Annotated in this window: 13 protein-coding genes and 1 riboswitch; of the genes, 7 read left to right on the top strand and 6 right to left on the bottom strand. The window is 68.3% G+C overall.

From position 1 onward, the window contains the following. Nucleotides 1–7 precede the first annotated feature (7 nt). Both ACFYRU_RS03980 and metH read left to right on the top strand, forming a co-directional pair. Complete coding sequence (locus tag ACFYRU_RS03980; RefSeq protein ID WP_387652692.1) at nucleotides 8–541, top strand: TetR family transcriptional regulator; 534 nt, start codon at nucleotides 8–10, stop codon at nucleotides 539–541. 69 nt (nucleotides 542–610) lie between these two features. Beyond that, nucleotides 611–687: riboswitch (S-adenosyl-L-homocysteine riboswitch) on the top strand. A gap of 22 nt (nucleotides 688–709) precedes the next feature. After that, nucleotides 710–4,327, top strand: a complete 3,618-nt coding sequence (gene metH, locus ACFYRU_RS03975; protein WP_387652691.1) for a methionine synthase — start codon at nucleotides 710–712, stop codon at nucleotides 4,325–4,327. Here metH and ACFYRU_RS03970 read toward each other — a convergent pair. After that, complete coding sequence (locus tag ACFYRU_RS03970; protein ID WP_387652689.1) at nucleotides 4,212–5,207, bottom strand: hypothetical protein; 996 nt, start codon at nucleotides 5,205–5,207, stop codon at nucleotides 4,212–4,214. The two genes, metH and ACFYRU_RS03970, sit on opposite strands and share 116 nt — an antisense overlap. Before the next feature lie 48 nt (nucleotides 5,208–5,255). On the opposite strand from ACFYRU_RS03970, the gene ACFYRU_RS03965 reads away from it, so the two are divergent. After that, nucleotides 5,256–5,726 (top strand): GNAT family N-acetyltransferase, encoded by a 471-nt coding sequence (locus ACFYRU_RS03965; protein WP_387652687.1) that lies wholly within the window; start codon nucleotides 5,256–5,258, stop codon nucleotides 5,724–5,726. 93 nt (nucleotides 5,727–5,819) lie between these two features. After that, complete coding sequence (locus ACFYRU_RS03960; RefSeq protein WP_387652685.1) at nucleotides 5,820–6,671, top strand: HAD family acid phosphatase; 852 nt, start codon at nucleotides 5,820–5,822, stop codon at nucleotides 6,669–6,671. Here the strand turns inward: ACFYRU_RS03960 and ACFYRU_RS03955 are convergent. Then, nucleotides 6,659–7,333: a TetR family transcriptional regulator gene (locus ACFYRU_RS03955; protein ID WP_387652683.1), complete on the bottom strand. Its 675-nt coding sequence runs from the start codon at nucleotides 7,331–7,333 to the stop codon at nucleotides 6,659–6,661. The genes ACFYRU_RS03960 and ACFYRU_RS03955 overlap by 13 nt on opposite strands. Before the next feature lie 99 nt (nucleotides 7,334–7,432). Between ACFYRU_RS03955 and ACFYRU_RS03950 the strand changes: the two genes are divergently transcribed. Together ACFYRU_RS03950 and ACFYRU_RS03945 are read left to right on the top strand one after the other, a co-directional pair. Continuing rightward, nucleotides 7,433–8,359, top strand: coding sequence for an SDR family oxidoreductase (locus ACFYRU_RS03950; RefSeq protein WP_387652681.1), 927 nt, complete (start codon nucleotides 7,433–7,435; stop codon nucleotides 8,357–8,359). Beyond that, nucleotides 8,356–9,117 carry a class I SAM-dependent methyltransferase gene (locus ACFYRU_RS03945; RefSeq protein ID WP_387652679.1) on the top strand — a complete coding sequence of 254 codons (762 nt, stop codon included), beginning with the start codon at nucleotides 8,356–8,358 and terminating at the stop codon, nucleotides 9,115–9,117. Before ACFYRU_RS03950 ends, ACFYRU_RS03945 begins: the two co-directional genes overlap by 4 nt. Here the strand turns inward: ACFYRU_RS03945 and ACFYRU_RS03940 are convergent. Next, a complete protein-coding gene (locus ACFYRU_RS03940) occupies nucleotides 9,080–9,622 on the bottom strand; it encodes a GNAT family N-acetyltransferase (protein WP_387652677.1) in 543 nt (180 codons plus the stop codon). The genes ACFYRU_RS03945 and ACFYRU_RS03940 overlap by 38 nt on opposite strands. A gap of 60 nt (nucleotides 9,623–9,682) precedes the next feature. Between ACFYRU_RS03940 and ACFYRU_RS03935 the strand changes: the two genes are divergently transcribed. Next, complete coding sequence (locus ACFYRU_RS03935; RefSeq protein ID WP_387652675.1) at nucleotides 9,683–9,976, top strand: YciI family protein; 294 nt, start codon at nucleotides 9,683–9,685, stop codon at nucleotides 9,974–9,976. Between the two features lie 344 nt (nucleotides 9,977–10,320). Here ACFYRU_RS03935 and ACFYRU_RS03930 read toward each other — a convergent pair whose 3' ends face one another. From ACFYRU_RS03930 to ACFYRU_RS03920, 3 genes are read right to left on the bottom strand one after another with little or no spacing between them, the layout of a single operon-like run. Further along, nucleotides 10,321–10,839, bottom strand: a complete 519-nt coding sequence (locus ACFYRU_RS03930; protein WP_387658007.1) for a nucleotidyl transferase AbiEii/AbiGii toxin family protein — start codon at nucleotides 10,837–10,839, stop codon at nucleotides 10,321–10,323. Then, a complete protein-coding gene (locus ACFYRU_RS03925) occupies nucleotides 10,721–11,272 on the bottom strand; it encodes a nucleotidyl transferase AbiEii/AbiGii toxin family protein (RefSeq protein WP_387652673.1) in 552 nt (183 codons plus the stop codon). Before ACFYRU_RS03925 ends, ACFYRU_RS03930 begins: the two co-directional genes overlap by 119 nt. Continuing rightward, nucleotides 11,269–12,144, bottom strand: coding sequence for a type IV toxin-antitoxin system AbiEi family antitoxin domain-containing protein (locus tag ACFYRU_RS03920; RefSeq protein WP_387652671.1), 876 nt, complete (start codon nucleotides 12,142–12,144; stop codon nucleotides 11,269–11,271). Before ACFYRU_RS03920 ends, ACFYRU_RS03925 begins: the two co-directional genes overlap by 4 nt. Nucleotides 12,145–12,157: the final 13 nt, after the last annotated feature.

Below are 12,157 nucleotides of genomic sequence, written 5' to 3'. Positions count from 1 at the left end.
CGGGGACGTGATCGATCCGGGCCGGACCGCGATCCTCCGCGCAGCCCGGAAGGCTTTCGCCCGCGAGCCGTACGATGCGGTCACCCTGCGCGGGGTGGCCGCGGACGCGGGCGTCAGTGCCGCCCTGATCGTCAAGTACTTCGGCGGCAAGGAGGCGCTGTTCGAGCGGGTCGCCGACTTCACCGAGGCCGCGCAACTGCTGCTCGCCGCGCCGAACGAGCAACTCGGCGAACACGCCGTCCGCACCCTGGTCGCGTACCGCCGGGAGAACGACCAGGACCTGCTCGTCCGGGTCGTGTTCGCGGCCGGCAAGGGTGACGAACGCGCACTGATCCGCGAGCACTTCCGCGACCAGGTGACCCGTGCCTTCGCCGCCCGGCTGACCGGGCCGGACGCCGAGTTGCGCGCCGGCCTGATCACCGGGCAACTGCTGGGCCTGGGCGCCATGCTCGCCATCGACAAGACCGGTCCGATCGCCACCGCGGACCCGCAGACGATCGCCGACCTCTATGCTCCCGCGATCCAGGATCTCATCCACTGATTGAACACTCGTCCTAGAATGTGGACAGAGGACTTGGCGCAGGATGTGACGCCACTAACATGGAGCATCCAGGCCGAGAGGCGCTGCAACGGGCTTCAGGTCCGCCACGCTCGACCTGGGGTCGACTGCAAGGGCGCCTCCGGAGATCGCTTCTGGAGGGGTTGGCAGATGAGTGAAGCCGCGTTGCGCGAGCTGCTGGACCAGCGGATCGTCGTGCTCGACGGTGCCTGGGGCACGATGCTGCAGAACGCGAAGCTGTCGCCCGCGGACTACCAGCCGGAGCGGTACGCCGACGAGACGCACGACGTCACCGGCGACCCGGACCTGGTGAACCTGACCCGGCCGGACGTGATCCTCGACGTCCACCGGCAGTACCTGGCGGCCGGTGCGGACATCACCACCACGAACACGTTCACCGCCTCGCGGATCGGCCAGGCCGACTACGGCCTGCAGGAGCACGTCCGCGAGATGAACCTGGCCGGCGCCCGGCTGGCCCGGCAGGCGGCCGACGAGTTCGCCACCCCGGACAGCCCGAAGTTCGTCGCCGGATCGATCGGTCCGCTGAACGTCACGCTCTCGCTGAGCCCGCGCGTCGAGGACCCGGCGTACCGCGCGGTGACCTTCGAGCAGGTCAAGCAGACCTACGCCGAGCAGATCGCGGCGCTCGCCGAGGGCGGCGTCGACCTGCTGCTGATCGAGACGATCTTCGACACCCTGAACGCGAAGGCGGCCGTCGCCGCGGCCCGTGAGGTCGCGCCGCACCTGCCGCTGTGGATCTCGGTGACGATCGTCGACCTGAGCGGCCGGACGCTGTCCGGGCAGACCGTCGAGGCGTTCTGGAGCTCGGTCGAGCACGCGAACCCGCTGGTCGTCGGCGTGAACTGTTCCCTCGGCGCCGCGCAGTTGCGCCCGCATGTCGCAGATCTGGCTCGGTTCGCCGGTACGTACGTCGCCTCGCACCCGAACGCCGGCCTCCCGAACGCCTTCGGCGGGTACGACGAGACGCCCGCGGAGACCTCGGCGCTGCTGCGGGAGTTCGCCGAGTCAGGCCTGGTCAACATCGTCGGCGGCTGCTGCGGTACGACCCCCGCGCACATCGCCAAGATCGCCCAAGCAGTCCGGCAACTGCCGCCGCGAACCGTCGTACCGACCGATCACACCACCCGGTTCTCCGGCCTGGAGCCGTTCAAGATCGGCAAGGACACCGGCTTCGTGATGATCGGTGAGCGCACCAACGTGACCGGGTCGGCGCGGTTCCGCCGGCTGATCGAGGGCGACGACCACCAGGCCGCGGTGGACGTGGCGCTGGAGCAGGTCCGGGGCGGCGCGAACCTGCTGGACGTGAACATGGACGCCGACCTGCTGGACAGCGAGCAGGCGATGACCACGTTCCTGAACCTGATCGCGACCGAGCCCGAGGTGGCCCGGATCCCGATCATGATCGACAGCTCGAAATGGTCGGTGCTGGAGACCGGGCTGAAACACGTGCAGGGCAAGGGCGTGGTGAACTCGATCAGCCTGAAGGAGGGCGAGGAGCAGTTCCTCGACCACGCCCGGCGGATCCGGGACTACGGCGCCGGCGCGGTCGTGATGGCCTTCGACGAGCAGGGTCAGGCGGACACCGTCGAGCGCAAGGTGGAGATCTGCGGCCGGGCGTACGACCTGCTCACCCAGGAGATCGGGTTCCCGGCCGAGGACATCATCTTCGACCCGAACGTGCTCGCGGTCGCGACCGGGATGTCCGAGCACAACAACTACGCCAAGAACTTCATCGACGCGCTGCCGTTGATCAAGGCCCGTTGTCCCGGCGTGCACATCAGCGGCGGGATCTCGAACCTGTCGTTCTCGTTCCGCGGTAACGACATCGTCCGGGAGGCGATGCACTCGGCGTTCCTGTACCACGCGGGCAAGGTCGGCCTGGACATGGGCATCGTGAACGCGGGCCAGCTCGCGGTGTACGAGGACATCCCGAAGGACCTGCTGGAACTGGTCGAGGACGTCATCTTCAACCGTCGCGACGACGCGACCGACCGGCTGGTCGAGTTCGCCGAAACCGTGAAGGGCAAGGGCAAGCAGCGCGAGCTCGACCTGACCTGGCGCGAGGGCACCGTCGAGGAACGGCTGTCACACGCACTCGTGCACGGGATCGTCGACTACATCGAGGCGGACACCGAGGAGGCGCGGCAGCAGCTGCCGCGGCCGCTCGACGTGATCGAAGGCCCGCTGATGGACGGGATGAAGGTCGTCGGCGACCTGTTCGGCGCCGGCAAGATGTTCCTCCCGCAGGTGGTGAAGAGCGCGCGGGTGATGAAGCGCTCGGTTGCGTACCTCGAGCCGTTCATGGAGGAGGAGAAGGAGCAAGCCCGGCGTGAAGGCCGCGCGGAGATGGTCCGCGGCCAGGGCAAGGTCGTGCTCGCCACCGTGAAGGGCGACGTCCACGACATCGGCAAGAACATCGTCGGCGTCGTGCTCGGCTGCAACAACTACGAGGTCATCGACCTCGGCGTGATGGTGCCCGCGGCAAGGATCCTGGACACAGCGGTCGCCGAGGGCGCGGACGCCGTCGGCCTGTCCGGGCTGATCACGCCGTCGCTGGACGAGATGGTGTCGGTGGCCGAGGAGATGCAGCGGCGCGGGCTGAAGCTGCCGTTGCTGATCGGTGGTGCGACCACGTCCAAGCAGCACACCGCGGTCCGGATCGCCCCGGCGTACGAGAACACCACCGTGCACGTGCTGGACGCGTCCCGGGTGGTCGGCGTGGTGTCCGACCTGCTCGACGACGAGCGTGCCGAAGAACTTGCCAAGAGCAACAGTATCGAGCAGGAGCGGTTGCGCGAGCAGCACGCGAACAAGCAGCGCGCGCCGATGCTGACACTGGCCGAGGCACGGGCGAACCGGGAGCCGGTGGAGTACGGCGAGCTGCCGGTGCCGGCGTTCACTGGTCTGAAGCGCGTGTCACCGAGCATCGAGACGCTGCGCGAGATGGTCGACTGGCAGTTCCTGTTCCTGGCCTGGGAACTGAAGGGGAAGTACCCGGCGATCCTCGAGCAGCCGGTCGTGCGGGAGCTGTTCGACGACGCGAACGCGTTGCTGGACGAGATCATCGCGAACGGGTCCTTCACCGCCGAGGGTGTGTACGGGTTCTGGCCCGCGCACAGCGACGGCGACGACATCATGCTGGACGGGCTCGACCGGTCGTTCCCGATGTTGCGGCAGCAAACCGAGAAGCCCGCGGGCCGGCACAACCGTTGTCTCGCCGACTACATCGCGCCGTCCGGCGACCACCTCGGTGGCTTCGGTGTCGCGATCCACGGCGCCGAGGCGCTGGCGAAGTCGTACGAGGAACGCAACGACGACTACAAGGCGATCATGGTGAAGGCGCTGGCCGACCGGCTGGCGGAGGCGTTCGCGGAGTGGATCCACCTGGAGGCACGCCGCGCCTGGTTCGAGCCCGACGTACAGCCGGTACTGGAGGACCTGCACGCGGAGCGCTTCCGTGGCATCCGCCCGGCCCTCGGCTACCCGGCGAGCCCTGACCATTCCGAGAAGAAGGAGCTCTTCGAGCTGCTCGAGGCGGACAAGATCGGCCTCGGCCTGACCGAGTCGTACGCGATGACGCCGGCCGCGGCGGTCAGCGGCCTGATCTTCGCGCACCCCGCGTCGCGCTACTTCAGCGTCGGCCGTCTGAACCGGGACCAGATCGAAGACTACGCAGTACGCCGAGGAATCCCGCTTTCCGAGGTCGAGCGCTGGCTCCGTCCGAACCTGGCGTACGACCCGGAGTAAGGGCCCCGTCGTTCGCGAACCCCGCGAGCCGCCCGCCGACGGACGCGGACCGTCGGTCGGGCGAGGCGGTCCGCCCGTCGGTCGCGGTGCGGACGGCCGCGGCGACATCCCGGGTCATCACACTGATCCGGGATTCCGGCGTACCACTCTGCGGGTCCTCGGTGGCGAGAGCGGCCTTGAACCTCGTCCGCAGGTCCCAGCCGAACTTCCGGCGTTCCTCGGTGGACAGCTTGTCCGCGTCGGGCATCCGGTCGATCAACGCCTGCCAGCGCTGGTGGTCGGGCGGTACGACGATCAGTTCGTTGCAGGCGGCGACGAAGTCGCGGGACGTCGGCTCCTGCCCTTGCTGCCGGACGATCTCCGTGAGCACGTCACGCGTCGCCGCGGCCGCCGGGCCACGGCCGGCGTACGTGAAGTGCGGCGACGGAACCTCGTCGGGAGACATCAGCTGGGCGGAACCGCTGTTCTTCCACAACTGCGGCAGCTGTTCCTGTGTCAGGACGTCGGCCAGTCCACCGTTGAGATCGGCCTCCACCTGCCCGACCGGATGCATGTCGGCCAACGGGCTGAGCAGTCCGGTCGACTGGGACGCCACGTACCCGGTCGCCTCGACCAGCGTGTCCCAACGCCGCTGCTTACCCTCGACAGTCGCCGGCGACTCGGTCTGCTGCACCGCGTCGACGTGCTGCTGGAGCATGAAGAGGGAGTACTGCATGCCGTTCAGTCCGAACTCGGACGTTGTCGCGCTCGGCGTGCGATCCGTGTCGCGGACCATCACTTCGCCGTTCCAGCGCGTCTGGGCACGGCTCGGTCCCGCGATGACGGCGACGGACTCTGCCCACGTACCCGCCGCGGAGCTGTAGGGGAGTAGCTCGGCCATGGAGGAAGCGTAGAAGTCCCAGAGGGCCATCGGATTACGCTGACGTGCATGACTGTCAGACGTGCGGTTGCAGCCGATGCGGAGGCGATCGCCGCGATCTGGTACGCCGGCTGGCGGGACGGGCATCTCGGGCACGTACCGGCCGCGCTGGTCGCCGTACGGACCGAGGAGTCGTTCGGGACCCGGGCCGCGGAACGGATCGCGGACACCACCGTCGCCGTGGCCGGGGACGAGGTCGCCGGGTTCGTGATGGTCGTCGGCGACGAGGTCGAGCAGGTGTACGTCGGGAGCGCGCATCGCGGATCGGGTGTCGCCGCGGAGCTGCTCGCGGAGGCGGAGCGGCAGGTGAAGGCCGGCGGGTACGACGAGGCCTGGTTGGCGGTCGCGACCGGGAACGCGCGTGCCCGGCGGTTCTACGAGCGGAACGGCTGGCGCGATGGCGGCCCGTTCGACTATCCGGCGTCGGTCGGCGACACAACGTTGCCGGTGCCGTGCCATCGCTACCTCAAGCGGACGTGAACACCCGCAGGATTCCCCTTGACGTGCAGCTGAACAGCCGGTGCCGGGGTTAGCGTGCCCTGGCAAGCATTTCTCGTTCCCGAAGGGGTCATCATGGCATTCCGTTCCTGGCGCCGGCCGTCCCGCCGGATGGTTCTGACCAGCGTCGCCGCGGTCGCGATGACATCGGTCGTCGGCGGGGTCGCGTACTCGGCCGGTGCCGCCACCCAGCAGCCCGCGATCCAGACGTCCACGCCGAACCGCGCCGACGACGTGACGAACATCGACGTCCTGCGGCAGCAGTTGCGCAACTACTACGGCGACCCGCTCGGCTCCGGCAACTTCGCTGCCGACAGCAACTACGCGAACGAAGCGCAGAAGGTCGCCGCGGCCGGTACGCGCTGGCTCTCGGTCCCGCACCACACCCGCAAGCAGAAGGCGATCCTGCTGGACGTCGACGACACCACACTGGCCACCTGGAACTACGAGATCGCGAGCAACTGGGCGTTCAACCCGACCAGCAACGCGGACTTCGTACTGAACCAGAAGTTCCCGGCCGTGCCCGGCATGGTCGACATGGTGACGACCGCCGCGCACGAGGGGTACGCGATCTTCTACCTGACCGGCCGTGGTACCGCGCAGGAGAAGGCGACGCTGGGCAACCTGACCTCGGACGGGATCGGTGTCGACGCGGGCTACCCGGCGCCGACCACGCTGACCAACGGCGAGGACGGCCTGTTCACCAAGCCGGCCGTCGCCGACTACCCGGACTACTTGAAGCAGGCCTGTGCGGCCGACCCGGACGGCAAGTGCACGACGATCCACTACAAGTCGGCGACCCGCGCACACATCGAGTCCCTCGGCTACGAGATCGTCGCGAACTTCGGCGACCAGTTCTCCGACCTCAAGGGCGGCTTCGCCGACCGCACCTTCAAGCTCCCGAACCCGAACTACTACCTGCCCTGATCGCGCGGCATCGCGCCGTACAGCAGGGTTTCGAGGCCGTCGGTCAAGGACGGCGCGAAGTTCATCCTGAGCGCATCGAGGGCCGGGTCGGCCTCGTAGGCGGCCAGGACAGCCGGTACCGGATGGGAGTGGGTCCAGATCGCGCCCGCGAGCAAGCTCGCGATCGCGATGAAGCGGCCCGCTCCCTCGCGGCCGAGCTCCGGCAGCACGCCTGCCACCACGTCGATCATCTGCTGGTACGCGACCGCGGCCGAGCGCTTGAAGTCCAGCGCGGTCTCGGCCGTGATGTTCCGCTCGAGCACGGCCGCCTGCGAGCTGATCAGGTCGCAGAGCACGGGCCGCTTTCCCAGCGTGTCGACGACCGCGGCGATCAGCCGTTCGCCGCGCTCCGCGCTCGAGAGCGCCGGTGAGACGCCGGCCAGAGCAGCGGCCAGGTCCTGTACCCAGGCCGTCAGCTCGCTGCCGGACAGTTCGAGTAGCACGGCCTCGCGGGAGTCGAAGTACTTCAGCACGTTCGACTTGGCCAGGCCGACGCGGCGGCTCAGCTCGTTCAGGCTGACGTCGGCGACCGGCATCTCGGTCAGCATCGTGGCCGCGGTCGCGAGGATCGCCCGCCGCCGCTCGGCCCGCTGCTCGGCGCTTCGCGCGCGCTGGAAACTCATGTCACCCATTCTACAGACCGACGGTCTGTTGTTATCGGACCGCTGGTCTGATAATGTCGTGGGCATAACAGACCACCAGTCTTTTATGGAGAGTGGAACATGTACGACGTCCCCGACCTGACCGGCAAGCTCGTCGTCGTCACCGGCGCCAACAGCGGCACCGGCAAGGAGGCCACCAAGCGCCTCGCCGCGGCCGGCGCCCGCGTGGTGATGGCGGTCCGGACCCCGTCCAAGGGCGAGGCCGCCCGCGCCGAGATCCTGGCCGAGCACCCGGACGCGCAGTTGGAGGTCCGCCGGATCGATCTCGCCGACCTGGCGTCCGTGCAGGAGTTCGCCGAGCAGTTGTCGGCCGACGAGTCGCACCTGGATGTGCTCGTGAACAACGCCGGCGTGATGACGCCGCCGTCCCGGCTGACCACCAAGGACGGGTTCGAGCTGCAGTTCGGGTCGAACTACCTCGGCCCGTTCGCGCTCACGGTCCGGCTGCTGCCGCTGATCCTGGCCGCCCCGGCGCCGCGGATCGCGACCATGTCGAGCGGAGCGGCGTACTTCGGCAAGATCGGTTTCGACAACCTGCAGTGGGAGCGGGGCTACCGCCCGACCTCGGCGTACTCGCAGTCCAAGCTCGCCGACCTGATGCTCAGCAACCACCTGGCCAAACTGTCGGTCGACCACGGCTGGGGTCTGGTCAGTGTCGCCGCGCACCCGGGCTACACGCGGACGAACCTGCAGACTGCCGGCGCTTCTCTCGGCCCCCAGACCTCGCTCAACAAGTTCTTCATGCGCCACAACCCGCTGCCGAAGCAGGACGTCGAGACCGGTACCGAGCCGCTGCTGTTCGCGGTCGCCGACCTCGCCGCCAAGTCCGGTGAGTACTACGGCCCGAACGGGATCTTCGGCCTGGTCGGCAAGACCACGCTGGTCCGCAACCCGAAGAGCGCCACCGACCCGGCCACGAACGCCCGGCTCTGGCAGGTTTCCGAGACATTGACGGGAGTCGCCCTGCCCTCGATCCTGCGAAAGTGACTGAGTGGTCCAGCGGGGGAGTCTACGAGTCGTACGTCGGCCGGTGGAGCCGGCTGGTCGCGAGTGAGTTCGTCGGCTGGCTGGACCAGCCGCCGGGGTTGCGGTGGCTGGACGTCGGCTGCGGTACGGGCGCGCTGACCAGCACGATTCTCCGGATGGCAGCGCCGTCGTCGGTGCTCGGCGTCGACCCGTCGGAGGGCTTCGTCGGGTACGCCAAACAGGCCGTCGACGATCCGCGGGTCTCCTTCGAGGTGCGATCCGCGGCGGAGCTACCGGACGGTCCGTACGACGCGATCGTCGCCGGGCTGGTGCTGAACTTCGTCCCGGAGCAGGTCGCGGCGCTGCGCCGGATGCGGGAGATCGGGTCGACGGTCGCCGTCTACGTGTGGGACTACGCGGGCGGGATGCAGCTGATGCGGTACTTCTTCGATGCGATGCTCGCCGTCCGGCCGCAGGACCGGGAGGCCGACGAGGGCCGCCGGTTCGCGTTCTGTACGGCGGAAGGCCTCGACGGGCTGTTCCGGGAGGCCGGGTTCGCGGACGTGCGGACGCGGGAGATCGTCGTACCGACGGTGTTCGCGTCGTTCGACGACTACTGGCAGCCGTTCCTCGGCGGGCAGGGCGTCGCGCCGGCGTACCTGCGCGGCCTGGTGCCGGCCGACCAGGACGCGATCCGGGACGCCGTCCGGGAGCGGTTGCCGGTCGAGGCGGACGGGTCGATCAGGCTGACCGCACGGGCGTGGGCTGCTGCGGGTTGAGGTACCCGTACAGCAGGTCGTCCGTCCACTCGCCCTTGAACCACGTGTGCGACAGCCGCAGGCCCTCACGCGTGAAGCCAACACGTTCGAGCAGCTGGGCCGAAGCTGTGTTGCGGGCGTCGCACTCGGCGGACACCTTGTGCAGTTGACGATCCACGAACAGGTGCTGGAGTAGTCCGCGGACCGCCTCGGACGCGTACCCCTTGCCCTGGTATTCGGTCGCGAGCGTGAACCCGAGCTCCGCCTGCATCAGGTTCTCGTGCAGGTTCAGCCCGAGATCCCCGATCAGTACGCCGTCCAGCGCGACCGCGTACTGGAACCAGCCGGGCGCCTCCGGATCGCCGGCCGCGAACCGCTCGACCGTCTGCTGGGCCTCGGCGAGCGGGACCGGCGCCTCCCACCCCTGGAAGCGGGCGACGACCGGATCCGACCGGTACGCCGCGAACCACTCGGCGTCGCCGGCCAGGAAGCGGCGCACGGTCAGCCGCTCGGTACGCACGAACATCGCCCCATCATGTCAAAAACCGGCCCTCGGCTCCGTCCTGTTGACGAGAGGAGAGTGCCGATGAAGTTCCTACTGATCCTGCAAGGTGCCGGCGACCCACGCCTGCCCCGCGACGAGTTCGAACGCGCCGCCCACGACGCGGGCGAACTCGTCAGCGGCGAACTGCTCGCCGACCCCCAACTGTCCGTCCAGCTCCCCACGAGCGAACCGGCCGCCATCGACGGCTACTACGTCGTCGACGTCGAGAACCGCGACCGCGCCGTCGAACTCGCCCGTCTGCTCCCGGACGCGCGAGCCACGGACCGCTCCGTCGAGATCCGCGCGCTCATGCGCCCGGCCGGCTCCGAGTACTGACGGTTTGAAAGGCGACTGTGCCGAGCCCACGCGGCACTGCTGACCATTCGGACGGGCTGTGCTGCTACCCCGCTCCCACCCTCCCGACTGTCTCCCGTGCTGAGTCGAGCTGCCGACGCTCGAGCTGACTGTGTCTGTGGGGGCGGGGTTGAAAGGCGGGTGTGGCGAGCCCTCGCGGCACTGCTTCTTGTACGGCAAGGCCTCGAGAAGCTCGTCGCTGTCGACCTGACGACCGGCGCGCGCTGGTCAAGAAACGGGGGACAGTCCGTCTTGATGCAACTGGCGCGACCTTCGCGGAACGGAGTCCGACGGGCCCGCGCAACAGCGGAGGACTGCTTGGGCGTCTATCTCGAGGTCAGCCCGTCGAGGCGGTGTTCGACCGTGTCGTCCCAAGCCAGTTGGGTCGGATTCCACCGCCCCGTGGTTCGGGCGCCGGCAAGCAGGGGCCCGAGGCAATGGCCGACGAGGCTCAATGCAGCGTCCAGGGACTGTAGTTCGGGATCGAGGCTCGTTTCGACTGCGGAACCGCGATATCCATGACTCCACGATGGGCCGGGCGATGTGAGTGCGTCAGGCAACTCGATGCCTCGTCGGCCGGCCTCACCTCGGAGGGCTCGGAGGGTCTGTGCGGCGTCGAGTTCGTGGGTAGTGACGATGAGGGTCAGGTCGACAAGATCTCGGTATCGTGAGGAGGGCATGTCGCGATACCGGCCGTACATCGCGCAGAGCTTGTCGGCCATCTGTTCAGGAAGCGGGTACAGGGCGAACCGAGGCAATGGGTCGGCCCCGGGCAGCTCGACAACCGGTCGTGGCTGCTCCCAGTCGACCGGTTCGGCTGCACGCTGGTTCAGGGACAGATCGATCGGAAAGTTTCCGACGTACTCGGCGCTCCGATGTATCCAGTGACCTTGAGGGTGGCGACGACATGGTCGTGGTCCTGGCCGCCTCCGCGCTGGGGATCGCCGATGGCGAACGTGAACCGGTCGCCGGCGAGTGACCGGGTGGCAGGTCGGCGCAAGTCATCGATCGCCGCAGCAAGTTCTTGGTCGGCTGCGGCGTAAACAGGTCGATGTCCTTGCTGTAGCGGGCAGACGGGCTGCGGACGGCCAGACTCGTGCCACCCTTGAGAACCCAGTCATTCGTCGGCTCGATGAAGATTCGGGCCAGGAACCTTTGCAGGATCAGCTCTCTGCGGACTCGCTCTGCCGGCAGGCCACGCGCAGCCGCCGCGGCCTTGACGCTGCGCTCGATGCCGACCCGGAACGCGTTCGCGTTCCGGTACGGCTTGCCGCTCACCGCTCGGCCTGCGGCTGGTTGCTTGCGGCGGCCTGGATGGCGGCCAGGAACCTCTTTCTCGTTTCAGGATCGAGCGCATCCCACAGTGCGTGCTTGGCCACTTCATTGACCGCGGCGCTGTCGGCCGCCGAGACCAACGGCCGAAACAGTTCGGGATCGGTGTTTGCTGCGATGAACTTTGCGACCTGGCCGAAAGTTCCCTGACCGCGGACAAGATCGCTCGCCCGCTCCGTGGTCGCGGGGAGCCCCGCCTCGCTGACAAGCCGCTCAACGAGTGCTCTTCCGTTTCCGAGAGTGGCGTTGTAGCGGTGTGCGTAAGGTGCGAGCGCGGCGCTGAGGTCGTCGATGTCGACTACGGCGGTTGCCACGGCGTCCCTGACGATGCCGGCCAGGTGACCGCCATCGGTATTCGCGGCCGCGAGATCCACGATTGTCGCCATGATCGTGGTTACGGGTAGACCAGCTACCCGGGACCACGATCTCGGGTCGATGGGTGCTGAGCGGGTGTGAAGACGTACGTCGGGACGGCGTGACTGCCGGCGCCCGTGGACGGTGAACTCGAGGACGTCGGCATCCAGATCTCCGAGGCCGTGCAGCGCCGCTGCGGAGCGGTGCGATACGACTGCGTCGACCTGCTGCTGCGCGAGCCGATCGATGGCGGTGCGTTTCGGGTCGAGCCCGAGCCATGCGGCGCGGAGGTCGTCGCGGGGGTCATAGGAGCTGCCCGTGATTTTGTAGACACCGTGAGCAAGCCTGGTCAGGGCGCCGCGGTCGGCCCAACGAGCCAGCTCAGCGGCGCTCACGCCTAGCTGTCTTGCTTGGCCTGTAGTGATTAGGCCCCATTGCTCACCGGCAAGCTCTGCCACCTGCATCAACCTGGACAAT

Source organism: Kribbella sp. NPDC004536 (assembly GCF_042873835.1).
GTDB lineage: Bacteria > Actinomycetota > Actinomycetes > Propionibacteriales > Kribbellaceae > Kribbella.
Note: the sequence above shows the minus strand (reverse complement) of the source record. Positions and strands in the feature narration are given on the sequence as shown.